This is a genomic window from Mycobacterium sp. NPDC003323, from assembly GCF_053589535.1.
The window spans coordinates 677,239-702,058 of the sequence record NZ_JBSFSB010000001.1 but is presented as its reverse complement, the minus strand read 5'-3'; the positions used below and the strand labels follow the sequence as shown (position 1 = coordinate 702,058).

Below are 24,820 nucleotides of genomic sequence, written 5' to 3'. Positions count from 1 at the left end.
CCATGAGCGCACCCACCGTTGCCGATATCGCCGCGATGATCGACCACACGCTGCTCAAGCCGGAGGCCACCGCCGCCGACGTCGCCGCGCTGGTGGCCGAGGCCGCCGAACTGGGCACCTACTCGGTCTGCGTCTCCCCGTCGATGCTGCCGATCACCGTGCCCGACAATCTGAAAGTGGCGGTGGTGTGCGGATTCCCGAGCGGTAAGCACACCTCGGCGGTGAAGGCGGCCGAGGCCGCCGAGGCCATCGGCAACGGCGCCGACGAGATCGACATGGTGATCGATGTCGGCGCCGCCAAGGCGGGCGACTTCGACGCCGTCCACGCCGACATCACCGCGGTGCGCGCCGCCGCGCCCGCACCGGCGGTGCTCAAGGTGATCATCGAGTCCGCGGCGCTGACCGACGACGAGATCGTCGGGGTGTGCCGCGCGGCGGTGGGCGCCGGGGCAGATTTCGTTAAGACGTCCACCGGGTTTCACCCGTCCGGTGGTGCCGACGTGCACGCCGTGGCGTTGATGCACCGCACCGTCGCACCGGCGGGCCTGCAGGTCAAGGCCTCCGGTGGGGTGCGCACCCTGGAGCAGGCCCGCGAGATGATCGCCGCCGGCGCCACCCGCCTCGGGGTGTCGGGATCACGGGCGCTGCTGACCTCGGGCGACCAGGGGGCCGGCTCAGGGTACTGAGTCGTCCCGGTGTTCGGCGGCCAGCGCTGCCACGCTGTCGCCGGCGACGAGGCGGTCCAGTGCGCCCATCATCGTCGGGCAGTCCTGAGCCGGGTGATCACTCGGGCAGTTCATCGCATGGGTCAGGAACTGCTGGGCGCCGCGGGCCCGCGCGATCACCTCGTCGAGGTGGGTGAGCTGGTCGCGCACCGCGGCGCGCCAGCGGTCGGCCGGCTCGTCGAGTACCGCGGCGGCGGTGTCCAGCGGTAACCCCAACTGATGCACGATCTTGAGGAACGCCAACCGTCGCAACTCGACCGGTCCGTACATGCGCCGACCGGCGTGGCGCTGCTGCGGGCGCACCAACCCGCGCTCGTCGTAATAGCGCAAGGCGGACGTGCGCATCTGCAGTCTGGCCGCCGCCGCACCGATGGGGATCAAATCCATCTCGACATTTGACTTCAACCCGGCTTGAACCGGCAAGGTCGTGGCATGAGCGAGGACGCACCCGTGGTCAACCATCATGCCGATCACCCCGGATTCGCCGGTCCGACCGGCGCCGTGTTCGGGTTGATGTTCCTGCTGACCGGCAAACGTAATGCCGAAGCGGCGGTGCGAGCCGCCCGGGTCGAGGCCGGTGACCACGTGGTGGACATCGGTTGTGGTCCCGGCACGGCCGCCCGGCGGGCGGCCACATGTGGCGCCCGGGTCACCGGAATCGACCCGTCACCGGTGATGTTGAGGCTGGCCCGGGCGGTCACGCGCAAGCATGCGGGCATCGTCTGGGCGCAGGGCAGCGCCGAGGCGCTGCCGGTCCCGGACGGCGCGGCCACCGTGGTGTGGTCGCTGTCGACGGTGCACCACTGGCGCGATGTGACGCAGGGGCTGGCCGAGGCCGTCCGCGTGCTCGCGCCCGGCGGGCGGCTGCTGGCCGTGGAACGGGTGTCGCCGCCGGACGCCACCGGCGTCGCCGGTCACGGCTGGACCGCGGCGCAGGCCGAGGCATTCGCCGGCCACTGCCGCGCCGCCGGACTGATCGATGTGACCGTGCGCGAACAGGATTCACGGTGGACGGTGCTGGCCCGCCGGCGGTGATCCGGTGTCAGCGGTCGAGTCCGCGGGCGGCGGCGGATCCCGCGGCATGCAGCCAGCGGCGTGGATCGGCCATCGCGGCATCGGCCGATCCGGCCAAATCCGACAGCGACAGTGTCGGCACACCGGCGCCGGCGACGACCTGTCCGGCGATCACCATTGCGGGCACGCCGGCCCGTTCGGCCGTGCCCAGCAGGTGGCCGACCAATTTCCCCGTCCACGAGGTGCCGTCGAACCGGCCCTCACCGGTGACCAACAGGTCCGCCGACGCCAGTTGCTCGTTCAGTCCGGTGAGCGAGGCGATCCGTTCGGACCCCGAGGCGGCGTGCGCACCCCAGGCCATCAGTCCGAAACCGACGCCGCCGGCCGCACCCGCACCCGGGCGGTCCGGATCGGCGGACAGTCCGGCGGCCGCCAGCGCCCGCGCCCAGCGCGTCAGGCCGTCGTCCAGCGCTGCGATGTCCGCGGGCTGCGCACCCTTCTGCGGGCCGAAGACCGCGGCCGCGCCGTCGCGCCCCACCAGCGGTGCGGCGGTGTCGACCAGGATCTCGACACCGCCGGGCGGGAGCGGGGCCAGCCCGTCGGCATCGACGCGCGCGACATCGCGCAGACCCGCGGCACCCTCGCCGATCGGGACACCGCGACAGTCGAATGCCTTGAGACCCAGCGCCATCAGCGCACCGGCGCCGCCGTCGGTGCTCGCCGATCCGCCCAGAGCGATCTGGACGGATCGCACGCCGGTGCGCAGCGCCTCGTCGAGCACCTGACCGAGGCCGCGGGTGCCGGCCCGCCACGGATCCAACCGCGACATCAGCGCGATCCCCGAGGACTCGGCGAGCTCGACGAGCGCCCGGTCGTCGTCACCGAGCAACCATCTGGCCATCACGGGTCGCCCGTCGGGGCCGTCCACCATCGTCTGGCGGCGACGCCAGGTCCCGGTGGCGGCGACGGCGGCCAGCGTGCCCTCCCCGCCGTCGGCCTGCGGCAGGACGACGATCTCGTCGTTGCCGCGCACCGCTTTCCAGCCCGCGGCCAGCGCCTCGGCCACCTCGGCGGCGCTCGCAGTGCCCTTGAACGAATCGGGCGCGATCAGGATCTTCACAGTGCGGGCAGCACCAGGTCGCGGTAGCGGTCCTTCATGGTCGCCAGGACGGTGTGCCCGTCGGTGGCCCACACCGCCTCATTGAAGATCTCGACCTCGACATCACCGGTGTAGCCCGCCGCCGTCACCAGCTCGGTGATGGCACGGAAGTCGATGACGCCGTCGCCCATCATGCCGCGGGACACCAACGGATCCGAAGCCATGGGCACCAGCCAGTCGCAGACCTGGAACGAACTGATCCGGCCCTGCGCGCCTGCCTCGGCGATGCGGTCGGCCAGCTCGGGATCCCACCACACGTGGAACGTGTCCACGACGACGCCGACGGTCTCGGCCGGGTGCGGTGCGGCCAGCGCCAACGCCTGTCCCAGCGTGGAGATCACGGCCCGGTCGGCGCAGAACATCGGATGCAGGGGTTCCAGCGCCAGCCGCACATCCCGTTGCGCCGCGTACGGGACCAGCGCGGCGATGCGGTCGGCCAGCCGGGCACGCGCCGCGGGCAGGTCCCGGTCCGGGATGCCGCCGGCGACCATGACCAGCTCCGGTGCGCCCAGGGTGGCGGCCTCGTCGATCGCGCGGCGGTTGTCGTCCAGCGCGGCCGGCCCGTCCTGGGCACCGGTGAGGAATCCGCCGCGGCACAGGCTGGATACCCGTAGCCCGTTGTCGCGCACCATTTTCGCCGCGTCATCGACCCCGGCCTCGGCTACCCGGTCCCGCCACAGCCCGACGGCCGGCAGGCCCGCGGCCGCGGTCTCCTCGACCGCCTCGCGCAGGGTCCAGGACTTGGTCGTCATGGTGTTCAGCGACAACCGGTGATAATCGCCGCTCATGACCGGACTCCGTTCACCGCGAGGTAGATCCGCATCCGCTCGGCGGCCAGTTCCGGGTCGGTGAGCAGGCCGGCCCGATCGGCGAGCACGAACAGCTCGCACAGGTGGGCCACCGACCGGCCGGCGGTCAGCCCGTTGACCATCGCGAAACCGGGCTGATGACCGTTGAGCCAGGACAGGAAGGCGATTCCGGTCTTGTAGTAGTAGGTCGGGGCCGCGAAGATGTGCCGGCCCAGGGCTCGGGTCGATTCCAGGATGTCGTGCGCCGCCGCGGTATTGCCGGCGTCGAGTTCCTGCAGCGCGGTCGAGGCCGCCGGGTAGATGGCGGCGAAGATGCCCAGCAAGGCATCCGAGTGGCCTGCCTCGTCACCGATGATCAGTTCGGGATAGTTGAAGTCATCGCCGGTGTACAGGCGCACCCCGTCGGGCAGTGCGCGACGCAGCGCCACCTCGTGGCCGGCGTCGAGCAGTGACACCTTGACGCCGTCGATCTTGTCGGCGTGAGCGCCCAGCAGTTCACGGAACGTGGCGGTCGCGGCGTCGATATCGGCGCTGCCCCAGTACCCGCGCAACGCCGGGTCGAACATCTCACCGAGCCAGTGCAGGATCACCGGCTGATCAACCTCGGCCAGCAGGGTGCCGTACACCGAGAGGTAGTCGGCGGGCGAGTCGGCCACCTGCGCCAGTGCGCGCGACGCCATCAGGATCACCTCGGCGCCGGCCTCGCGGACGACGTCGATCTGCCTGCGGTAGGCGTCGGTGACGACGGCCAGACCTGCCGCGCCGCCGGGCACCTCGGCCAGATCGAGTTGATCGGTACCCGCACCGCACGCCAACCGTCCACCCGCGGCGGCGGCTTCACGACCGCTGCGCGCGATCAGATCCTGGGTGGCCACCCAGTCCAGACCCATCCCCCGCTGCGCGGTGTCCATGGCCTCGGCGACGCCCAGGCCGTAGGACCACAGCTCGTGCCGGTAGGCCATGGTGGTGTCCCAGTCCAGCTCGGCGGGTGTGCCGGGAGTGCAGTCGGCCGTCACCGCGGGGATGACATGGGCTGCGGCATAGACGATCCGGGAGGTGATCGGGGCGCTAGGGCGCCGCCAGGGGCCGGGCCTGCCCAGCTCGTGCTCGCGCAGTTCGCCGGCGATGGGCAGGCGCAGCCGGATCCCCGTTCCCTCGGTCAGCGCGGTCACAGCACGATCTCCGGGACGCTCAGGCGGCGGCCCTCGGCCGAGCTGCGCAGGCCCAGTTCGGCCAACTGCACGCCGCGCGCCGCCGACAACAGGCCGAAGCGGTGCTGACGGCCGGCCAGCACGTCGCGCAGGTATTCCTCCCACTGCAGCTTGAACCCGTTGTCCAGATCGGCGTTGGCCGGCACCTCCAGCCACTGATCGCGGAACTTCTCGGTGACGGGCAGGTCGGGGTTCCACACCGGCTTGGGGGTGTGGGCGCGCTGCTGGGCCACGCAGTTGCGCAACCCGGCCACCGCGGAACCGTGCGTTCCGTCGATCTGGAACTCGACGAGCTCGTCGCGGTGCACGCGCACCGTCCAGGACGAGTTGATCTGGGCGATGACGCCGCCCTCGATCTCGAAGATGCCGTAGGCGGCATCGTCGGCGGTCGCGGTGTAGGCCTTGCCCTGCTCGTCCCACCGGGTCGGGATGTGGGTCACGGTGCGCGCCGTCACCGCCTCGACGGTGCCGAGCAGTCCCTCCATCACGTAGTTCCAGTGGCAGAACATGTCGACGGTGATACCGCCACCGTCCTCGGCGCGGTAGTTCCAGCTGGGCCGCTGGGCGGGCTGGCCGTCGCCCTCGAACACCCAGTAGCCGAATTCGCCGCGCATCGACAGGATGCGGCCGAAGAATCCCTCGTCGATCAGTCGGCGCAGCTTGACCAGGCCGGGCAGGTACAGCTTGTCGTGCACGACGCCGGCAACCACCCCGGCATTTTCGGCCATCCGGGCCAATTCGATTGCCTCGGTGAGCGTTTCGGCGGTCGGCTTCTCGGTGTAGACGTGCTTGCCCGCCTTGATGGCGGTCGACAGCGCCTCCATGCGCCGCGAGGTGACCTGCGCGTCGAAATAGATGTCGACGCTCGGATCGGCGATCACCGACGCGACATCGGTGGTCCAGGACTCGATTCCGTGCTCGGCCGCCAACTCGGCGAGCTTGTCGGCGTTGCGGCCGACCAGGATCGGCTCGACGGCCACGCGGGTGCCGTCCTCGAGCAGCAGACCGTTGTCACGCAACGGGAGGATGGAGCGCACCAGGTGCTGCCGGTAGCCCATCCGGCCGGTGACGCCGTTCATGGCGATGCGCAGCGTGCGGCGGCCCGCCGGGGTGTTGTCAGAGGAAGACATGTGCAGATTCCTTGCCTGAGGAGACTTGAGGGGTGTGCTGACGTGACCTCGCGGCCGAACCCGATATCGGGTCGACGGCGGTGTCTGCACTTCGGAATGCGCTTTCCAAGGTAAGCTCTGGGCACGCTCCGGTCAACCCCTGGAGCCCGAGCGGCGAAGGCGGGACGCACATGGCGGCGGTGACACTGCAGGACGTTGCGCAGCGCGCCGGGGTATCGCAGGCAACAGCATCGCGCGTGCTCAACGGCTCGAACCGGATACCCGGTGAGGGCGTGGCCGACCGCGTGCGCGCCGCCGCTCGCGAGCTCGGATATGTGCCCAATGCGCAGGCCCAGGCACTGGCCCGGGCATCGACGGGGTTGCTCGGCCTGATCGTGCACGATATCGCCGACCCGTACTTCTCCTCGATCGCGCGCGGCGTGCAAGCGGCCGCCCGCGCGGCGCGCAAGCAGGTGCTGCTGGCCGGCACCGATCGGGATTTCGATATCGAGCGCGAGGCGGTGAGCACCTTCATCGCCCACCGTGCCGACGCCATCGTGCTGGCGGGTTCGCGCCAGAGCGGCGACCTGGACCGAGAACTGGAGGCCGAATTCGGTCGGTACCGCGCCAACGGCGGCCGAGTGGTCGTGATCGGTCAGCCACTGGCCTTCGGTGGTGCGGTCGAACCCGAAAATCACTTTGCCTCAGCAGAATTGGCCGAAGCTCTGGTGGCCCACGGACACCGTCAGTTCGCCGTGATCGGCGGTCCCGGCAACATCCGCACCTCGGTGGACCGCCGCAACGGTTTCGTCGAGGCACTCGGCAGGCACGGTGTGACGCCGCTGGTGGAGGTATCCGGCGACTTCACCCGCGACGGCGGCTATTCGGCCGCCCGCCGGCTGGCCGCAGCACTGGACCTGGAACCGGGGCGCCCGACACCGCCGGTCTGCGTCTTCGCCGTGACCGACGTCATGGCCATCGGCGCCATCGCCGCCTGGCGCGAAATCGGACTGGTCGTGCCGCGCGATGTGTGTGTCGCGGGCTTCGACGATATCCCGACCCTGCGCGACCACACTCCCAGCCTCACCACGGTCGTGCTACCGCTGGAGGAAATCGGTTCTCGGGCAGTCGATCTGGCCCTGCGAAAGGACGAGGGCGCCGACGACCTGCGTGAGCGGATCCCGGGTGAGATCGTGCTGCGGGACAGCACCGACCTGAGCTGATTCTCAGCATCGGGAGGCGCGCACCACGATGTGGTTGACAGTGTGCGCCACGTCACGTTACTGTCGGAATCGCTTCGGAAAGCGCATTCCCAACGGGATCACCCCCCGTTCCACTGCGAACTAGAGGACATTCCATGGCGGTCACCGCATCGGCCCGCGTACAGACGCCGGACTCCGGCACGGCCACAGGCTCCGGCCCCACACCCAAACCGAAACGAGCGCGCGGGGTCTTCTCCCCACGACGCACCGCGGCCAACACCTGGCGGCCGGTCGTCCTGGTGATCGCTCTGCTGGCGGCCTGGTGGGCCGTCACCGAGGCCGAACTCGTCGCGCCCTACATCCTGCCCTCGCCCGCCGACACCTGGGCGGCCACCCATCAGAACGCCGCTTACCTGGCGCACAACACCTGGGTCACCACCTGGGAGACGGTTGTCGGGTTCATCATCGCCGCCCTGGTCGGCGTCTTCGTCGCGGTGATGATGATCTACTCGTCGAGCTTCGAGAAGACCGTCTACCCGCTGATCCTGTTCGCACAGGTCATCCCGAAGATCGCGATCGCACCGCTGTTCATCGTGTGGCTGGGCTTCGGACCGTCACCCAAGATCCTGGTGGCCGTGCTGATGGCCTTCTTCCCGATCGTCATCTCCGGACTGGCCGGCCTGCGTTCGGTGGATCCCGAGATCCTGGAACTCACCTCGACGATGGGTGCCAGCCGATTCAAGACCTTCATGAAGGTCCGGTTCCCCGCGTCGCTGCCGCAGCTGATGTCCGGCCTCAAGGTCGCCGCCACCCTGGCCGTCACAGGTGCGGTCGTCGGTGAATTCGTGGGCGCCAACGAAGGATTGGGATACGTGATCCTGCAGGCCAACGGAAGCCTGGACACCGCAATGCTTTTCGCCGCACTGATCATCATGTCCATCCTCGGCATCGTGCTCTTCGCGATCATCGAGATCGCCGAGAAGCTGCTCATCCCCTGGCACGCCTCGCGCCGCACCTCGAACTCCGCGTCCACCGCGGCCGCCTGACCCCCCACCCCCGACAGGAGACCACAGCATGTTTTCCCTCCCCCGTCGCGCCGCAGGCGCGATCGCCGCGACCACCGCGATGCTCACCCTGGCCGCCTGTGGCGGCAGCGGCCCGGCCGAGAACAACTCCGCCGCCGAGGGCGCCGAAGGCGCCGAACCGGTGACCCTGATGCTCAACTGGTACCCCTACGGCGAGCACGCTCCGCTGTACTACGGCGTCAAGGAAGGCATCTTTGCCAAGCACGGCATCGACCTGACCATCGATCCCGGCCAGGGCTCCACCCGCACCGCCCAGGCCGTCGGCGGCCAGCAGGTCGACTTCGGCTGGTCGGACACCGCCGCGGTGCTCAGCAACATCGATCAGGGCGTCGACATCAAGAGCGTGGGCGTCTTCCTGCAGACCACCCCGTCGGCGGTGCAGGTCTTCGCCGACTCCGGTATCGAGGAGCCCGCCGATCTGGCCGGACGCACCATCGCGGTGTCCGCCGGCGACGCCCCCACCACGACCTTCCCGATGTTCCTCGCCGATGTCGGCCTGGAGCCGGGTTCGGTCAAGGAACAGAACCTCGATTCCGCGGGCAAGATGGCCGCCCTGATGGCCGGCCGGGTCGACGGGCTGATCGGGTTCGCCCATGACCAGGGCCCGACCATCGCCAACAAGAGCGGCCGCGAGATGCGGTACTTCCGCTACAGCGATGCCGGCCTGAACTTCTTCAGCAATGGTCTGATCACCCACAACTCGACCATCGGCGACAACCCTGAGCTGGTGCAGTCGATGCTGGACGCGGTCAGCGAATCCTATGAGGCAGCCAAGCAGGATCCCGAGGCCGCGGCCCAGGCCATGGTCGGTGTGGACCCGCAGACTCCGCCGGAGAACGTGCTGCTGCAGCAGTGGCAGGAGACCATCCCGCTGCTGAACACGGAGGCCACCACCGGCAAGGTGCCCGGCACCAACGCCGAGCAGGACTGGACCTCGACCATCGCGACCCTGAACGAGGCGGGCCTGCTGAAGACCAACAAGTCCCCGGCCGACTACTGGGCGTCCTCGTTCGTTCCCGCTGCGGGACAATAACGGACCATAGGGAGCACAGGGATATGACCTCCGCAACGATCACCGCACCGAGGACCAGCGTGACCTCAGACGCCATCGCCATCGACAACCTCACCGTGACGTTCTCGTCGAAGCGGTCGACGGTGACCGCCGTCGACAATGTCGACCTGCGGGTCTCCGACGGTGAGTTCGTCTCCATCGCCGGCCCCTCCGGCTGCGGCAAGTCGACGCTGCTGAAGGTGGTGGCCGGACTGACCAACGCCACCTCCGGCGATGTCCGGCTGCGCGGCAACCGGGTGCAGGGACCGCAACGCGAGATCGGCTACGTCTTCCAGCGGGCCGCCCTGCTGGAATGGCGGTCGGTACGCAAGAACATCCTGCTGCAGGCCGAGATGCGCGGTATGGCGCGCAAGGAGGCCCAGGCCCGGTGTGACTACCTGATCGAGATGACCGGGTTGACCGGCTTCGAGAACGCGCTGCCGCACGAACTCTCCGGCGGTATGCAGCAACGTGTCTCGCTGTGCCGGGCACTGCTGCATCAGCCCCGCGTGCTGCTGATGGACGAGCCGTTCGGCGCGCTGGACGCACTGACGCGGGAAAAGATGAACGTCGAGCTGCACCGGATCTGGCGTGAGACGGGTACCACCGTGGTGCTGGTCACGCACTCGGTGGCCGAGGCGGTGTACCTGGCGAACCGGGTGGTGGTGATGAGCCCGCGTCCGGGACGCATCATCGAGACCCTCGACGTCGATCTGCCCGCCGAGCGTGCGTACGGCGAAACGATGGAACGGCCCGAGTTCATCAAGGTGGCCAACCGGGTGCGCGATCTGCTGGGAAGCACGACCGCCGCGGACTGAACACCGTCGACCGGGACGCCCGGCGCGCTCAGCGCGCCGGGCGTTCGCGCGTCCGCGACCAGCGCATCAGCATCACACCGCCGGGGAAGGCCATCGGCGCGGCGGCCGGAGCGAAACCCGACATCATCGAGCCATCGGGAAACAGCCGGCGACCGCCGCCCTGCACGAACGGATATACGAACAGTCGGTACTCGTCGACGAGATCGGCGGCGATCAGCGCGTGACACAACGTGATGCTGCCGGTGACGACGATATCGCCGCCCGTGGCGGTCTTCAGCGCACGCACCTCGTCGATCGGGTCGCCGGTCAGGATGGTGGAGTTCTGCCATCCGGGATCGGACATGGTGGCCGACACCACGAATTTGTCGACCTTGTTCAGGTAATCGGTGACGCCGGTGCTGTCTTCGGTCTGGACCGGCCAGTACCCGCGGAAATCCTCGAAGGTCCGCCGGCCCAGCAGCACGGCATCCGCGGTCGCATCTTGCCGGTGCATTTCGGCCGTGAGCTGGTCATCCTGGGCGTGCGGGTCGAACCAGGAAGCCTCCTCCAGCATCTCGATCGAACCGTCCAGCGTGATGTTCTGGGTGATGATCAATGAGCGCATGCCGCTACTGACCGTTCGCCGACGGTGAACTCATCGCCGTAACGAAAAGTGCTCACACCGCGACGTATTGAGCAACGAACGTTGCGCGCCTCGCAGGCGCCGCCCTACAGAGGACGGAAAAAATCTGTGATGAAACCTGTGCTCACCCGAATACTCTTGGGCCTGATGGCCGCGCTACTGCTCGCCGGGTTGATCCAGCCGACCACCGCGTCGGCGTTCTCACGTCCCGGCCTGCCGGTCGAGACCTTGATGGTTCCCTCGGCCGCGATGGGCCGCGATATCCCGGTGCGCTTCCAGGGTGGCGGCCCACGGGCGGTGTACCTGCTCGACGGATTGCGCGCCCGCGATGACAACAGCGGCTGGGATATCGAAACCGCGGCCTTCGAGACGTTCTTCGAGTCCGGCGTCTCGGTCGTCATGCCGGTCGGTGGCATGTCGAGCTTCTACACCAACTGGCAGGGCCCGGCCACCGGTAACGGCCAGACCTACAACTACCAGTGGGAGACCTTCCTCACCTCGGAGCTGCCGAACTACCTGGCCGCCAACAAGGGCATCTCACCGAACGGTAATGCCGTTGTCGGACTGTCGATGTCGGGCAGCGCGGCGCTGACCCTGGCCGCCTATCACCCCGGCCAGTTCAGTTACGCGGCCTCGCTGTCGGGGTATCTGAACCTGTCGCAAGGCCTGTGGCCGCTGCTGGTCACCTTCGCCATGGCCGACGCCGGCGGCTTCAACGCGGTGAACATGTGGGGTCTGGGCGGTGGACCGGCCTGGCGGCGCAACGACCCCACCGTCAACGTCGGCAAGCTGGTCGCCAACGGCACCCGGATCTGGGTGTACTGCGGTACCGGTCGGCCCGGTGAGCTGGGCGGCGGCGGTGACGTGGCCGGACAGGTGCTGGAGACCATCACCCTGGACAGCAACAAGAACTTCCAGCGCCAGTACCAGAACGCGGGTGGCGCCAACGGCACCTTCAACTTCCCGCCGAACGGGACACACGGCTGGGGTTACTGGGGCGGTCAGCTCAACGCCATGAAGGGCGATATCCAGCGCACGCTGGGCGCCTGAGCCTTGACATTGCGGTGAGGGCGACAACGTCCGAGTGACATGCGCCCTCACCGCAGAGTCACCGCAGCAACGCTCACCGCAGAGTCACCGCAGCAACGCTCAGCCGGTGCCGGCGATCAGCCAGCGTCCCGACACGGTGCGCCAGCCGACGAACACCAAGCGCAACACCATGAAGGTGGACAGGCCGGTCCAGATGCCGGCCAAACCCCAACCGAACGCCAGCGACAACCAGATCAACGGCAGAAAGCCGATCAGGGCACTGGCCAGCGTCGCGTTGCGCATGAACTTCGCGTCACCGGCACCCAGCAGCACACCGTCGAGCGCGAACACGATCCCGGCGACGATCAGTTGGCCGACCAAAAACCACCAGGGCACGGCGATCTGATCGAGCACGGCCCGATCCGAGGTGAACAGCCGCGGCAGGATGTCCGCTCCGGCCGCGAACAGGATCGCGAACACCGTTGCGGCCGCGGCGGAGAACACGGTGACGCGCGCGGCCACCGATTTCGCGTGGCTCAGCTGTCCGCCACCGAGCGCTGCGCCGACCAGCGACTGCGCGGCGATCGCGAGCGAATCCAGTACCAGCGCAAGGAAACTCCACAGCTGCAGCACCACCTGGTGCGCGGCGACCGCCGCCGCACCGAACCGGGCGGCCACCGCGGCGGCCGAGACGAAGCACGCCTGGAACGCCAGCGAACGCAGCAGCAGATCGCGGCCCATCACCAACTGCGCGGCCAGCACCGACTTCTCGGCCCGCAACGGCACCCGCTCGGCCAGCAGGGCGCGGCAGAACAGCAGTGCGGCCAGCCATTGGCCGACGAGATTGGCGATCGCCGAGCCCTCCAGCTCCAAACGGGGCAGCCCGAGCCAGCCATACACCAGCAACGGGCACAGCACCGCCGACACCGCGAAACCGAACACCACGTAACGCAGCGGACGCGCGGTGTCCTGCACCCCGCGCATCCAACCGTTGCCCGCCAAGGAGATCAGCAACGCCGGCGCACCGCAGATCGCGATGCGCAGCCACGGCAGTGTCTCGGCGGCGATGGCACCTCCGTCGGCCAACACGGTGACCAGCGGCACCGCGAACACCTGCACCACCGCGATGATCAGCACACCCAGTCCGACGGCCAGCCAGGTGGCCTGCACACCCTCGCGCACCGCCGCGGCCCGGTCGCCCGCCCCGAAGAAGCGGGCCGAACGCGCCGTCGTCCCGTAGGACAGGAATGTGCCCTGGGAGGCCACCAGTGAGAGCACCAGCCCGCCGATCGCCAGGCCGGCCAGGCTCAGGGCGCCGAGCCGGCCCACGATGGCGAGATCGAACAGCAGGTAAAGCGGTTCGGCCGCAAGCACACCCAGCGCCGGTAGGGCCAGCCCCGCGATGCGCCGGGCGGTGACCGCCTCGTCAGCCAAGAGCCGACCGCAGGGCCGCGACGACGTCATCGGCCGAGCCGGTCGCCGAGTACCCGGCCGCCTTGCGATGTCCGCCACCGCCGAAGGTGCTCGCGACCGCCGAGATGTCCAACGACTTCGAGCGCATCGACACCGACCAGTGCCGTGGTTCGATCTCCTTGAGCACCGCGGCGACCTCGGCCTGGGCCGTGGTGCGCACGATATCGACGATGCTCTCCACTTCCTCGGGCCGCGCCCTCGCCCATTCCTCGTGCGGCACAACCGCATAGACCAGACCGCGACCATCGGCGACATCATCGAGCAGCCGGGCCGTGCCCAGCACCCGCGACAGCATCGGCAGCCAGGCGAACGGGTGGGTGTCCATCAGGGTGCGGCTGATACCGGCGTTGTCGACGCCGATGTCGAGAAGCCGGGCGGCCAGCCGGTGCGCGCGGGCGCTGGCCCACCGGAACGAACCGGTGTCGGTGGTCAGCCCGGCGTACAGGCAGTGCGCGACCGCCTCGTCGATCGGCTTGTCCCAGGCGTCGAGTAGATCGGCGATCAGCATGGTCGTCGAATCCGCCTTGGGATCGACGAAATTGGCGGTGCCGAACAGCGTGTTGGATGCGTGGTGGTCGATCACCAGCACCTCGGGCGCACCGGCGGCCAGCTCGCTGAGGCTGCCGAGTCGGTTCACCGACGGGATGTCGACGGTGACGACCAGATCCGGGTCGGGGCGCACCTGATTCGGCTTCACCAGCAGGTGCCCGCCGGGCAGGGTCGCCAGCGATTCGGGGAGTTCGTCGGGGGCGGCGAAGCTGACCTGGACGTCCTTGCCCGCGGCGGCGGCGACCTGGGCCAGCGCCAGCCCGGCGCCGATGGTGTCGGCATCGGGATAGACGTGCGCGACGATGACGATGCTGTCGGCACGGCCCAGCGCATCGGCCGCGCCGTCCGCGTCGACGCGGGTGCCCACTGCGGCTGTGTCGGTCATCGGATCGATCGCGGTCATCGTTGTCCTCGGTGTCAGTGCGCTTCCGTCCCCCCGTTGCCCCCACCTCAGAGACCACGGTACGGGTCCGTGCCACGAGCGGCGTCGGTACCCTCCCGCGACCGCAAAGGTCCCGCACACTGCGCGTGTGCGGGACCTTCCGTCGGTCCGGTCGCCCTCAGACCCCGGATTACGCGGTCGGCAACCCCGGTTGACCGCTGATTCCGGGGGTGCCATCGGCCTGACCAGCGCCGCCGTCACCGCCGGGACCGCCGGCGCCACCGGTGTTGACGGATGCACCGCCCACACCACCCGCACCGCCGGCGCCGTTGAGGACGGGATCGACGAAGGTTCCGCCGGCCCCACCGTTCCCGCCGTCCCCGCCGGTGCCGCTGACTCCGTCGCTGTGCCGGATGCTCGCCAGCCCGCCGGCACCGCCCGCGCCGCCGACGGCTCCGTCGGTGCCCGCGGCACCGCCGTCACCACCGTCGCCTCCGGTGGCCGTCCCGTTTCGGGTGATCGAACCGTTGCCCGCCGCGCGGACCTGGCCCTGTCCCCCGGCGCCACCGTTGCCGTCGTCGCCCGCGCCACCGGCACCGCCGAGGGCGTCGGTGTCGATGATGGCGCCGCCGCCGGTGGCCTCGATCGAGGCGGCACCGCCCTGACCGCCGAGGCCGCCCGCCGCCCCGGTGCTGCCCGCGGCACCGGCGATCGCGGCGCCGTCGGTGATCGAACCCGTCGCGGTGTTGAGGGATGCATTGCTACCGGCGACCGCACCCACGCCGTTGGATCCGGTGGCCACACCACCGGTGATGGCGTCGTTGTTCTGCCGCGCGGTGATCGTGGCGCCACCGCCCGCGCCGCCGTTGACACCGTCGAGTCCGGCCCCGCCGATCCCGCCGGTCGACACGCCCTGCGCGGTGCTGTTCATGCCTGCGCCCGAACTCTGACCCGAGCCGATGATGGCCTGTCCGCCCGCGCCACCGATGGCCGCGGTGCCGCTGCCGCCCGCACCGGCGGTGACCGTGCCACCGGCGGTGGACCCGTTGCCCTGAGCGGTGATCTGTGCCCGGGCGCCGGCGCCACCGGTGCCGCCGTCAGCGCCCGCACCGCCGGCGCCGCCGAAGGCGCTGCCGGTTGCCGTGGACGCGGTGCCGGAGGCGATCACGGTCGCGAAGCCGCCGGCACCGCCCCTACCGCCGGTCGTGGCATCACCGCCCGCGCCACCGACGGCGGTGCCGTTCGCCTCGGTATCGGCGCCCAGGCCGGCGGTGAGACCCGTCTGCACGGTGGCACTGGCGCCGGCACCACCCACGCTGCCGACGCCGTCGGCGTCACCGCCGGCACCACCGGTGGCGGTGCCGGCCGCCGTGCTGCCGGCACGCTGCGCCACCACCGCGGCGGCCCCGCCCGCTCCGCCGACACCTCCATTGCTCCCGTCGCCGCCGTCACCGCCGGTCGCCACGGCACCGTCGACCTCGCCACCATTGCTCGCCGACACGGTGGCGGCGCCGCCGTTGCCACCGGAACCGCCGGCGGAGTCACCCTCACCGGCGTCGCCTCCGGTCGCCGACGCCCCGGTGACCGAACTACCGGCGCCGACCGCGGTGACGGTCGCGCTGCCGCCGATTGCGGTGGCACTGTTGCGGCCCCCGACCGCGTGGCTGTCGGCGATGGTTGCACCACCGGTCGCGCTGACCGTGGCATAGCCACCCAGACCGCCGGCCGCACCGTCGGCGGCGGTGGCGCTGCTGTCGATGACCGTCCCGTTGACCGCGGTGATCTGGGCGATACCGCCATTGGTGGTTGTCGCGTCGCCGCCGACGGCAGTGCTGCCCGTGATGACACCGCCGCTGCCGGCGTCACCGAACGTCCCGGCGAAGACATAGGCCTGCCCACCGAGAACCGACGAACGATTGCCGCCGTCGGTGGCATCACCACCGGCACCGCCCGTCGCGGAACTGCCGGTGGCAATGCTGCCGGTGGCGTTGGCGACGATCCGGCCCTGTCCACCGGCGCCACCGCGCCCGCCGGCCGCGGCCGCGCCGCCATCGCCGCCCGTCGCGGTTCCGCCCGCCGCGCTGTCGATGCCGAATGCCTGGATGTTGCCGATGGTGCCGTTGCCGCCGATGCTGCCGACACCGGTCGCGTCACCGCCGTCGCCACTGCGCCCAATGCCGGTGGCCGTCGCCCCGGCCGCGAACGCGCCGACCTGACCGGCGCTGCCGTTGCCGCCGAGCCCGTCGAGAAGACCGTCGCCGCCGTTGCCGCCGATACCCTGACCGTCGGCCACCGCGTCGATGCCGCCGGCCACGACGCTGCCGGTCCCGCCGTTACCGCCCGTGCCGCCGCCGGTGGCGGCCCCGCCGGCACCGCCGGTGCCTGACCCACTCGCCGAGCCGCCGTCGCCACCGATGTCCGGGCGGACGAAGCCGGCCTGCACGTTTCCGCTGCCACCGTTGCCGCCGACGCTTCCGGCACCTTGTGCGTCACCGCCGTCGCCACCGCGGCCCGTGCCGGTCGCGACGCCTCCCGCGCCGCCCTGCAGGCCCGCGGTGAGCTCGGAGTAGCCTCCGTTGCCGCCGATGCCTCCGTCGAGCCCGTCGCCGCCGGACCCGCCGGTGGCGCTGCCGGTGACGACACCGCCGCCACCCGCGCCGACCACGGCCGCACCGCCGGTGCCGCCGGTACCGCTACCAGTGGCCGATCCGCCCGCACCGCCGGCGGCGACGCTGCCGGTCACGGTGCTGTCCGCGCCGTCGGACCGGACGACGGCAGTCCCGCCGGCACCGCCGACACCGGCGTCCGCATCGGCCCCTGTCCCGCCCGCACCGCCGAGGGCGGTGGTGCCCGTGACGACACCACCGTTGACCTGATGAACGGTGGCACCGCCGCCGCCACCGCCGCCGCCGCCGCCGAGACCGGGTGCCGATGCCGTCCCTGCGCCGCCGGCGCCACCCGCGCCCCCGGCCCCGCCGACCGCTCCGGTCCCGAAACTGCCACCGGCACCGCCCATTCCGCCGGCGCCACCGCTGCCATAGCCGGCGTCGGTGTTCACCAGGAACAACATGCGGCCGGTTCCGCCTTCTCCGCCGACACCGCCACGACCACCGGCACCGCCGGTGCCGGCCGCCACGGTGTCGGAGCCGGCGAACCCGGCGCCGCCGCGACCACCGCGACCGCCGACACCGGCCAGGCCGCCGAGGCCGATGATCAGGCTGGCGGCACCACCGTTACCGCCGGCACCGCCCATCCCGCCCGGACCGGCGGCCGACATCTCCGTTCCGGCAAGGCCGTCGGCGCCCGCACCACCGGTACCACCGGCGCCACCGTTGCCGAACAGCGACAGTGCACCGACATTGCCGCCCTGACCACCGGCGCCACCGAGCGCCGCCACATCCAGAGCTTGGCCGCCGGCCCCACCGGCCCCGCCGCTGCCGACCAGAAGTCCGCCGGTGCCCCCCGCACCGCCCGCACCGCCGGTGCCGCCGACACCACCCACGCCGCCTGTCCCGCCGAAGCTGATCAGGCCCAGCACACCGGCGCTACCGCCGCCGCCTCCGGCACCGCCGACACCGGTGATCGAGCCCAGCCCGCCGACGCCACCGTCACCGGGCGCGGCGATGAGGCCGATCAGGCCGCCCGAACCACCGTCGCCACCGACGCCACCGATCTCGCCCGCACCGCCGGCACCGCCGCGACCGCCGCCGCCGACGATCGCCAGCATCCCGGCGTCGCCGCCGCTGCCGCCGGCACCTCCGGTACCGCCGGGCAGGTCGGCCCCGGCTCCGCCGGTGCCGCCGGTACCGAAGAACAGACCGCCGGTACCGCCGTCGCCACCGCGGCCGGCGTTGAACAACACGACACCGGCACCGCCGGCGCCGCCGTTGCCGAACCATCCTGCCGATCCGCCGTTGCCACCGTTGAAACCGCCGCCGCCGCTGCCCAGCAGGCCACCGTTGCCGCCGGTGCAGATGACGGCAACGCAGGTGGCTGCGGTCCACGTGTAGCCGTTGCCGAGCAACAGGCCGCCGTTGGGATGCGCGGCGGTGCCGTTGCCGATGAGCAGCACCTGTCCGATCCAGATCTGGAAGGGCGCCGGCGCCGAGCTGGTCAGCACCGGCACCGCGGCGGCGTCGACCAATCCCAGTGGGGCGTCGCCGGCGGAGTCGGTTGTCGCGGCGCGGTAGGCAGTTCCTGTTGCCACGTCCGGCGCCGCCGCCACCACGACGGGAGTGCTCTGCGCCGACTTCTCGTCGGCAGCCTCGGTGATCCTGGCGTGTCCGGGACCGGCTTCGCGCGATGAGCGTGTCGACGCCGTCCCGGCCGCCTGCCCGCCCGAGCGCTGTGCGGCTTCACTCAGTGCGTCGTCCGCGTCATCCTCTTCGTCGTCATCCTCTTCGTCGTCATCCGAAGTATCGAGGTCCGTCGACGTCGTGTCGTCATTCGAGGTGGGCTTGTCATCGGGTGGTGTGCTGCTCGGCGGGCTCGCCTCGCCGGCCGGGTTCGAGCCGCCCGATGACGTGTTGCCACCCGAGGGCGTCGAATCACCCGATGCCGAACTCGCACCCTCCGACGTGCCACCTGCAGTCGTCGAGTCCGCAAAGGCGGTCGGCATCCAGGCCGTGATCGCCGCACCGATCCCCAAGGCGACGGCCAGCGCACCGACCCGGCCGATGTAATGCGCGGAACGAGCCGCGGACCGCGGTTTGGCATGTTTTGCCATAACGTGCGTCGGGGCCGCTTTTCGCGCCTCGGTACTCCGCGCCGTCGCCGGATTCACCGCATCATGATCAAGACCTTTGGTACTCATCAGCAATCCCCCAGACCGCTATAAAGTGCTTGCACTTGCACTTATGTCCGACAGATTGTCGAACTAGCGAAGGACTCTATACCCGAGTCCGGACACGATGGGAGCATTCGCGGAAATTCATGTCTGATTTTGCCACTTATTTGCTGAATGATCAGCGGCGGCGATCTGCACATCCCGGCGGCGCGAAGCCGCGCGGGCATGCGCAGCCGCCGCAGAGCAGCCGCGTGGTGACGCCACCGACAATGAGCGGCGCAATCAGCAAATAATCAGAGGTCGCTCTCCGGCAGCGGCTTGCTGCGGTGAAGCGAAGGGCATTGCCTCGCAACCACTTCGGCGCCACCGCGACGAAACGTGCTCAGAAAGACCGCTTCCCGCTCCCGGACGGACCGGAAGCGGGAAGCGGTTACTCAAATGTGTTCGTGCTCAGCGAGTGTCGCCGTCGTCCTCGACATCGTCGTCATCGGTGCGCGGCGCCCGGTACGGGTCGGCATCGCCTGCCGGCTGCGCACCCTCGCGGGCCCGGGCCAGGTCGGCGTCGGCCTCGCGCACCTTCGACAGCAGTTCCTCCATGCGGTGCGCCGCATCCGGAACGGTGTCCCGCACGAACGCCAGGGTCGGGGTGAAACGCACCCCGGTGCCGGCACCGACCTTGGAACGCAGCACGCCCTTGGCGCTCTCCAGCGCCGCGGCCGCGCCCGGATAATCCGGCTCGTCCTCCAGGGTCGGACCCATCACCGTGTAATACAGCGTGGCGTCGTGCAGGTCGGCGGTCACCTTCGCATCGGTGATCGTCACGCCGGCCAGCCGCGGATCCTTGATCTCGTACTCGATGGCCGAGGCCACGATCGTGGAGATCCGCTTGGCCAGCCGGCGCGCGCGTGCTGGATCAGCCATTGTTACGTCCGCGCCTTCTCGACCAGCTCGTAGGTCTCGATGACATCGCCTTCCTTGATGTCGGAGTACGTCAGCGTCAGACCGCATTCGTAACCCTCGCGCACCTCGGTGGCGTCATCCTTCTCCCGCTTGAGCGAGGAGATGGTGAGGTTCTCGGCGACCACGACGTTGTCACGCAGCAGGCGGGCCTTGGCGTTGCGCCGCATGATGCCCGACTGCACGAGGCAACCGGCGATGTTGCCGACCTTCGAGCTGCGGAAGATGGCGCGGATCTCGGCGCGGCCGAGCTCCTTCTCCTCGTAGACCGGCTTGAGCATGCCCTTGAGCGCGCTCTCGATCTCGTCGATCGCCTGGTAGATGATCGAGTAGTAGCGGATCTCCACCCCGTCGCGGTTGGCCAGCTCGGTGGCCTTGCCCTCGGCGCGGACGTTGAAGCCGATGATGATCGCATCCGAGGCCGACGCCAGGTTGACGTTGGTCTCGGTGACGCCACCGACACCGCGGTCGATGACGCGCAGCTGCACCTCGTCGTCGATCTCGATGTTCATCAAGGCCTCTTCCAGCGCCTCGACCGTACCGGCGTTGTCGCCCTTGAGGATCAGGTTCAGCTGGCTGGTTTCCTTCAGCGCCGAATCCAGGTCCTCCAGGCTGATCCGCTTGCGGCTGCGCGCGGCCAGCGCGTTGCGCTTGCGCGCGCTGCGCCGGTCGGCGATCTGGCGGGCGATGCGGTCCTCGTCGACGACCAGCAGGTTGTCACCGGCACCGGGCACCGAGGTGAAACCGATGACCTGGACCGGACGCGACGGCAGGGCCTCTTCGACGTCCGCACCGTGCTCGTCGACCATGCGACGGACACGCCCGTAGGCGTCGCCGGCGACGATCGAGTCGCCGACCCGCAGCGTGCCGCGCTGGATCAGCACGGTGGCCACCGGGCCGCGGCCACGGTCCAGGTGCGCCTCGATGGCCACACCCTGGGCCTCCATGTCGGGGTTGGCCCGCAGATCCAGTGCCGCGTCGGCGGTCAGCAGGACCGCCTCTTCCAGCGCCTGGATACCGATGTTGTTCTTGGCCGAGATGTCGACGAACATCGTGTCGCCGCCGTAGTCCTCGGCCACCAGGTTGTACTCGGTCAGCTGAGCCCGGATCTTCTGCGGATCCGCGCCTTCCTTGTCGATCTTGTTGACCGCCACCACGATCGGCACATCGGCGGCCTGCGCGTGGTTGATGGCCTCCACCGTCTGCGGCATCACGCCGTCATCGGCGGCGACCACCAGGATCGCGATGTCGGTGGCCTTCGCACCGCGGGCACGCATGGCGGTGAACGCCTCGTGACCCGGGGTGTCGATGAAGGTGATGAGCCGCTCGGCACCCTCGTGCTCGACGGCGACCTGGTAGGCGCCGATGTGCTGGGTGATGCCGCCGGCCTCGCCCTCGCGCACGCTGGCGTTGCGGATGGTGTCCAGCAGTCGGGTCTTGCCGTGGTCGACGTGACCCATGACGGTGACCACCGGCGGACGGGACTCCAGATCCTCTTCGGTGCCCTCGTCCTCGCCATAGGTGAGGTCGAAGGATTCCAGCAGCTCGCGGTCCTCGTCCTCGGGGGACACGACCTGCACGACGTAGTTCATCTCGCTGCCCAGCAGCTCGAGGGTCTCATCGCCCACGGACTGGGTGGCGGTCACCATCTCGCCCAGGTTGAACAGCGCCTGCACCAGCGCGGCCGGGTTGGCGTTGATCTTGTCGGCGAAATCGCTCAGCGACGCACCACGGGCCAGCCGGATGGTCTCGCCGTTGCCGTGCGGCAACCGCACGCCACCGACGACCGGGGCCTGCATGTTCTCGTATTCGGCCCTTTTCGCGCGCTTGCTCTTGCGACCGCGACGAGGGGCGCCACCGGGACGACCGAAGGCACCCGCGGCACCGCCGCGCTGGCCGGGGCGGCCACCGCCGCCGCCACCACCGGGACGACCACGGAATCCGCCGGCTGCACCGCCGCCGCCACCGGCACCTGCGCCGGCGCCGCCGCCACGGTAGTTACCGCCGCCGCCACCGCCGGGACGACCACCGGGAGCGGGACGACCACCGGGTCCGGGACGCGGACCACCGGGGCGGCCGGTCGCGCCGGGCCGTGCGCCGGGCGGGCGGGGAGGCATGTTGCCGGGTGAGGCGGCACCGGGACGCGGGGCGCCCGGGCGCGGTCCGCCGGGACCGGGGCCCGGACGGGGACCGCCGGGACCGGCGGCCGGCCGCGGCGCCGGGCGCTCGGCCGGCTGCTGCGAGGAGAACGGATTGTTGCCGACCCGCGGCGCGCGCGGAGCGGGCTTGGGACCCGGGGTCGGTCCCGGGCGGGGACCGGGGGTCTGGGTACCGGGGGTCTGGGTACCGGCCGATGCGGCGGGAGCCGACGGCGTCGGACCCGGGGTGGGGGCCGGCGGCGCCGGGGTGGCCGGCTTGGGAGCGCTGACCTCGGGAGCCGGGGCCGGCGCAGGCGCCGGCGCGGGACGGGGTGCCGGCTTGGGACCGGGCTTGGGACCACCGGAGGACGCGGCGGGCTTGCCGGGTGCCTTCGGGGTGGGTGCGTCGGTCGCCGGTGCGGACTTGCCGCCGCCGAACGACTCGCGAAGACGGCGGGCCACCGGGGCCTCCACCGTCGACGACGCGGATTTGACGAACTCGCCCTGTTCGTTCAGTCGGGCGAGGACTTCCTTGCTTGTGACACCGAGTTCCTTGGCCAACTCGTGCACGCGGGCCTTACCTGCCACTACTTCTCCTCGTTTGGAGGCGACAGCGGTGGTGGGCCGCGCCTCGGGTTTAGCTATGACGCATGGTCATCGGGACTTCACGGTGTGCTCATGTTCTTCGCTACCTGTTCTCTAGCCGGTGGACGTACGTACTCTTCCACCGCGGTGGTGTCCGGCGAACCGGAGATGCGCAACGCTCGGCCGATTGCCCGCCGGCGAAGTGCTACGTCCAGACACTGCGGATCGGGGTGCAACCATGCGCCCCGCCCCGGCAGGTTACCCGCTGAGTCCACAATCACGGCGTAATCGCCGGGCCTGTCGGAGACAGCGGTCAGTCGAAGCAGATCGACGGCCAACTCTCGCTTCCGGCACCCCACACATGTGCGCACCGGTCCGTCGGGACTTCGATGCGCACGAGCCGGGGTGGCCGGAGTCTCGCGCTGGATCACGGCTCAGTCTACCGTTAGGAGTTCGCGCAGACAGAATCGCGTGTCGCAAGCGCGACCCGACGGCCGCTACGTGGCGTGTTCGACGCCTGCCGCATCGGGTGCCGGGGCGGCGTCGCTGCGGATGTCGATGCGCCATCCGGTCAGACGTGCGGCCAACCGCGCGTTCTGTCCCTCCTTGCCGATCGCCAGCGACAGCTGGAAGTCCGGCACCACCACACGGGCCGCGCGGGTGTGCTCGTCGATGACGGTGACCGAGACGACCTTGGCCGGTGAGAGCGCATTGGCGACGAACCGGGCGGGGTCCTCGTCGAAGTCGATGATGTCGATCTTCTCGCCGGACAGCTCGCTCATCACATTGCGCACCCGCTGGCCCATCGGCCCGATGCAGGCACCCTTGGCGTTGAGTCCGGACACCCGCGACGCGACGGCGATCTTGGACCGGTGCCCGGCCTCGCGGGCCACCGCAACGATGTCTACCGAACCGTCGGCGATCTCGGGCACCTCGAGGGCGAACAGTTTGCGCACCAGGTTGGGATGGGTGCGCGAGAGTTCGATCTTGGGTTCGCGGGCGCCGCGGGACACCCCGATGACATAGCAGCGCAACCGGTCGCCGTGCTCGTAGCTCTCACCGGGCACCTGCTCGGCGGGCCGGATCATGCCGTCGGAACCCTTGGCCTCGGTGCCGACGCGCACCACCACGTTGCCGCGGGTGTTCTCCCGGGCATCGCGCTGCACGACGCCGGCGACGATGTCGCCCTCGTGCGCGGAGAACTCGCCGTACATCTTCTCGTTCTCGGCGTCACGCAACCGCTGCAGGATGACCTGACGCGCGGTGGTCGCCGCGATCCGGCCGAATCCTTCTGGGGTGTCGTCCCATTCGCTGATCAGGTTGCCGTCGCCGTCGGTCTCCCTGGCCATCACCTTGACCACACCGGTCTTGCGGTCGACGTCGATGCGCGCGTCGGCCTCATGCCCTTCGGTGTGACGGTAGGCGGTCAGCAATGCCGACTTGATGGTGTCGACCACGACATCGACCGAGATGCCCTTGTCCGCCTCGATTGCGTGCAACGCCGCCATATCGATGTTCACGACCCGGCCCCCTCTCCTGACTGTTCGACCAATTCCAACTCACGCCGGTTCGGCGGTGAAAATTCCACTTGCACAACAGCCTTCACAATCCGATCGACCTCGACCGGCTGTACGGCGAAATTCTTGCCATCGGGTACCACCAGAGCCACCACACCGTCGGCGGTGGCGCCCAGCCGTCCGGTGATCGCCGATCCGTCGGCCAGTGACACGTCGACCTTGCGCCCCTTGGCGCGCCGGAAGTGTTTCTCCTCGGTCAACGGGCGGTCCACGCCCCGGGACGTGACTTCGAGCACGTACGGCGCGATATCGGCATTGTCGGCGTCGTCGAGCAGCGCCGATGCCAGCCGGGACAGCTCGGCGACCGCGTCCAGGTCCAGGGCCTGTTCGCCGTCGGCGACCACAATGATCTTCGGCGGCCGGGTCGACGCCGTGATCGTCACGTCCTCGACTTCGTAACCCGCGCGCGCGAACTCACCGTCGAGAAGTTCGATCACCTGCTCACGCGACGGTAGTCGCGCAGACCGCAGCGGGTCGTTCGATGCCACGGCGAGCTCCTCATCTTGAGTTGTGCGGACATATCCTGCGGCCACCCGGCC

The 24,820-nt window shown here is 70.1% G+C and carries 21 protein-coding genes; 7 read left to right on the top strand and 14 right to left on the bottom strand.

Annotated elements, in window-relative coordinates; genetic code table 11:
* The first annotated feature begins 2 nt into the window (after positions 1-2).
* Complete coding sequence (gene deoC / locus ACWDUN_RS03080; protein WP_449924401.1) at positions 3-686, top strand: deoxyribose-phosphate aldolase; 684 nt, start codon at positions 3-5, stop codon at positions 684-686.
* On the opposite strand, the gene ACWDUN_RS03075 is transcribed toward deoC, so the two are convergent.
* Positions 675-1,112 carry a MerR family transcriptional regulator gene (locus ACWDUN_RS03075; RefSeq protein ID WP_449924398.1) on the bottom strand — a complete coding sequence of 146 codons (438 nt, stop codon included), beginning with the start codon at positions 1,110-1,112 and terminating at the stop codon, positions 675-677. The genes deoC and ACWDUN_RS03075 overlap by 12 nt on opposite strands.
* A 45-nt stretch (positions 1,113-1,157) precedes the next feature.
* On the opposite strand from ACWDUN_RS03075, the gene ACWDUN_RS03070 reads away from it, so the two are divergent.
* Positions 1,158-1,760, top strand: coding sequence for a class I SAM-dependent methyltransferase (locus ACWDUN_RS03070; protein WP_449924395.1), 603 nt, complete (start codon positions 1,158-1,160; stop codon positions 1,758-1,760).
* Positions 1,761-1,767: 7 nt separating this feature from the next.
* Here ACWDUN_RS03070 and ACWDUN_RS03065 read toward each other — a convergent pair whose 3' ends face one another.
* Genes ACWDUN_RS03065 through ACWDUN_RS03050 form a run of 4 tightly spaced genes read right to left on the bottom strand, consistent with a single transcriptional unit; the run spans position 1,768 to position 6,048 of the window.
* Entirely contained in the window at positions 1,768-2,859 is a 1,092-nt protein-coding gene (locus tag ACWDUN_RS03065; protein WP_449924392.1) for a glycerate kinase, read from the bottom strand.
* Positions 2,856-3,686 (bottom strand): sugar phosphate isomerase/epimerase family protein, encoded by an 831-nt coding sequence (locus ACWDUN_RS03060; RefSeq protein WP_449924389.1) that lies wholly within the window; start codon positions 3,684-3,686, stop codon positions 2,856-2,858. The genes ACWDUN_RS03065 and ACWDUN_RS03060 overlap by 4 nt, the downstream gene beginning before the upstream one ends.
* On the bottom strand, positions 3,683-4,879 hold the full coding sequence (locus tag ACWDUN_RS03055; protein ID WP_449924386.1) for a dihydrodipicolinate synthase family protein: 1,197 nt from the start codon (positions 4,877-4,879) through the stop codon (positions 3,683-3,685). Before ACWDUN_RS03055 ends, ACWDUN_RS03060 begins: the two co-directional genes overlap by 4 nt.
* Positions 4,876-6,048, bottom strand: coding sequence for a Gfo/Idh/MocA family protein (locus ACWDUN_RS03050; protein WP_449924384.1), 1,173 nt, complete (start codon positions 6,046-6,048; stop codon positions 4,876-4,878). The genes ACWDUN_RS03055 and ACWDUN_RS03050 overlap by 4 nt, the downstream gene beginning before the upstream one ends.
* 170 nt (positions 6,049-6,218) lie before the next feature.
* Between ACWDUN_RS03050 and ACWDUN_RS03045 the strand changes: the two genes are divergently transcribed.
* The 4 genes from ACWDUN_RS03045 (at position 6,219) to ACWDUN_RS03030 (ending at position 10,183) form a co-directional block, all read left to right on the top strand.
* Entirely contained in the window at positions 6,219-7,250 is a 1,032-nt protein-coding gene (locus tag ACWDUN_RS03045) for a LacI family DNA-binding transcriptional regulator (RefSeq protein WP_449924381.1), read from the top strand.
* Positions 7,251-7,384: 134 nt separating this feature from the next.
* Positions 7,385-8,275 (top strand): ABC transporter permease, encoded by an 891-nt coding sequence (locus ACWDUN_RS03040; protein ID WP_449924379.1) that lies wholly within the window; start codon positions 7,385-7,387, stop codon positions 8,273-8,275.
* A 28-nt stretch (positions 8,276-8,303) separates the two neighbouring features.
* The gene (locus ACWDUN_RS03035) at positions 8,304-9,347 is read left to right on the top strand and encodes an ABC transporter substrate-binding protein (RefSeq protein WP_449924376.1); all 1,044 of its coding nucleotides are present in this window, start codon (positions 8,304-8,306) and stop codon (positions 9,345-9,347) included.
* 23 nt (positions 9,348-9,370) lie between these two features.
* Positions 9,371-10,183 (top strand): ABC transporter ATP-binding protein, encoded by an 813-nt coding sequence (locus ACWDUN_RS03030; RefSeq protein ID WP_449924373.1) that lies wholly within the window; start codon positions 9,371-9,373, stop codon positions 10,181-10,183.
* A gap of 28 nt (positions 10,184-10,211) precedes the next feature.
* Here the strand turns inward: ACWDUN_RS03030 and ACWDUN_RS03025 are convergent, their stop codons facing one another.
* The gene (locus tag ACWDUN_RS03025) at positions 10,212-10,787 is read right to left on the bottom strand and encodes a dihydrofolate reductase family protein (RefSeq protein ID WP_449924370.1); all 576 of its coding nucleotides are present in this window, start codon (positions 10,785-10,787) and stop codon (positions 10,212-10,214) included.
* Positions 10,788-10,952: 165 nt separating this feature from the next.
* Between ACWDUN_RS03025 and ACWDUN_RS03020 the strand changes: the two genes are divergently transcribed.
* Entirely contained in the window at positions 10,953-11,855 is a 903-nt protein-coding gene (locus ACWDUN_RS03020; protein ID WP_449924368.1) for an alpha/beta hydrolase, read from the top strand.
* Positions 11,856-11,954: 99 nt separating this feature from the next.
* Here ACWDUN_RS03020 and ACWDUN_RS03015 read toward each other — a convergent pair whose 3' ends face one another.
* The 8 genes from ACWDUN_RS03015 to rimP form a co-directional block, all read right to left on the bottom strand.
* Positions 11,955-13,298, bottom strand: coding sequence for an MATE family efflux transporter (locus ACWDUN_RS03015; protein WP_449924366.1), 1,344 nt, complete (start codon positions 13,296-13,298; stop codon positions 11,955-11,957).
* Entirely contained in the window at positions 13,261-14,259 is a 999-nt protein-coding gene (locus tag ACWDUN_RS03010; RefSeq protein ID WP_449924363.1) for a DHH family phosphoesterase, read from the bottom strand. The genes ACWDUN_RS03015 and ACWDUN_RS03010 overlap by 38 nt, the downstream gene beginning before the upstream one ends.
* Before the next feature lie 169 nt (positions 14,260-14,428).
* On the bottom strand, positions 14,429-18,964 hold the full coding sequence (locus ACWDUN_RS03005; RefSeq protein WP_449924360.1) for a beta strand repeat-containing protein: 4,536 nt from the start codon (positions 18,962-18,964) through the stop codon (positions 14,429-14,431).
* A 510-nt stretch (positions 18,965-19,474) separates the two neighbouring features.
* The gene (rbfA, locus tag ACWDUN_RS03000) at positions 19,475-19,945 is read right to left on the bottom strand and encodes a 30S ribosome-binding factor RbfA (RefSeq protein ID WP_449924358.1); all 471 of its coding nucleotides are present in this window, start codon (positions 19,943-19,945) and stop codon (positions 19,475-19,477) included.
* A 2-nt stretch (positions 19,946-19,947) separates the two neighbouring features.
* Positions 19,948-22,707, bottom strand: coding sequence for a translation initiation factor IF-2 (gene infB, locus ACWDUN_RS02995; protein ID WP_449924355.1), 2,760 nt, complete (start codon positions 22,705-22,707; stop codon positions 19,948-19,950).
* Between the two features lie 77 nt (positions 22,708-22,784).
* Positions 22,785-23,063, bottom strand: coding sequence for a YlxR family protein (locus ACWDUN_RS02990; protein ID WP_449926204.1), 279 nt, complete (start codon positions 23,061-23,063; stop codon positions 22,785-22,787).
* 138 nt (positions 23,064-23,201) lie between these two features.
* Positions 23,202-24,224, bottom strand: coding sequence for a transcription termination factor NusA (gene nusA, locus ACWDUN_RS02985; RefSeq protein ID WP_449924352.1), 1,023 nt, complete (start codon positions 24,222-24,224; stop codon positions 23,202-23,204).
* Positions 24,221-24,769, bottom strand: coding sequence for a ribosome maturation factor RimP (gene rimP, locus ACWDUN_RS02980; protein WP_449926201.1), 549 nt, complete (start codon positions 24,767-24,769; stop codon positions 24,221-24,223). Before rimP ends, nusA begins: the two co-directional genes overlap by 4 nt.
* Between the last annotated feature and the right edge of the window lie 51 nt (positions 24,770-24,820).

Coding starts and splice junctions, on each gene's coding strand:
- deoC (WP_449924401.1), top strand. CDS start 3: ATGAGCGCACCCACCGTTGCCGATATCGCCGCGATGATCGACCACACG.
- ACWDUN_RS03075 (WP_449924398.1), bottom strand. CDS start 1,112: ATGGATTTGATCCCCATCGGTGCGGCGGCGGCCAGACTGCAGATGCGC.
- ACWDUN_RS03070 (WP_449924395.1), top strand. CDS start 1,158: ATGAGCGAGGACGCACCCGTGGTCAACCATCATGCCGATCACCCCGGA.
- ACWDUN_RS03060 (WP_449924389.1), bottom strand. CDS start 3,686: ATGAGCGGCGATTATCACCGGTTGTCGCTGAACACCATGACGACCAAG.
- ACWDUN_RS03050 (WP_449924384.1), bottom strand. CDS start 6,048: ATGTCTTCCTCTGACAACACCCCGGCGGGCCGCCGCACGCTGCGCATC.
- ACWDUN_RS03045 (WP_449924381.1), top strand. CDS start 6,219: ATGGCGGCGGTGACACTGCAGGACGTTGCGCAGCGCGCCGGGGTATCG.
- ACWDUN_RS03040 (WP_449924379.1), top strand. CDS start 7,385: ATGGCGGTCACCGCATCGGCCCGCGTACAGACGCCGGACTCCGGCACG.
- ACWDUN_RS03035 (WP_449924376.1), top strand. CDS start 8,304: ATGTTTTCCCTCCCCCGTCGCGCCGCAGGCGCGATCGCCGCGACCACC.
- ACWDUN_RS03030 (WP_449924373.1), top strand. CDS start 9,371: ATGACCTCCGCAACGATCACCGCACCGAGGACCAGCGTGACCTCAGAC.
- ACWDUN_RS03025 (WP_449924370.1), bottom strand. CDS start 10,787: ATGCGCTCATTGATCATCACCCAGAACATCACGCTGGACGGTTCGATC.
- ACWDUN_RS03020 (WP_449924368.1), top strand. CDS start 10,953: ATGGCCGCGCTACTGCTCGCCGGGTTGATCCAGCCGACCACCGCGTCG.
- ACWDUN_RS03015 (WP_449924366.1), bottom strand. CDS start 13,298: ATGACGTCGTCGCGGCCCTGCGGTCGGCTCTTGGCTGACGAGGCGGTC.
- ACWDUN_RS03010 (WP_449924363.1), bottom strand. CDS start 14,259: ATGACCGCGATCGATCCGATGACCGACACAGCCGCAGTGGGCACCCGC.
- ACWDUN_RS03005 (WP_449924360.1), bottom strand. CDS start 18,964: ATGGCAAAACATGCCAAACCGCGGTCCGCGGCTCGTTCCGCGCATTAC.
- rbfA (WP_449924358.1), bottom strand. CDS start 19,945: ATGGCTGATCCAGCACGCGCGCGCCGGCTGGCCAAGCGGATCTCCACG.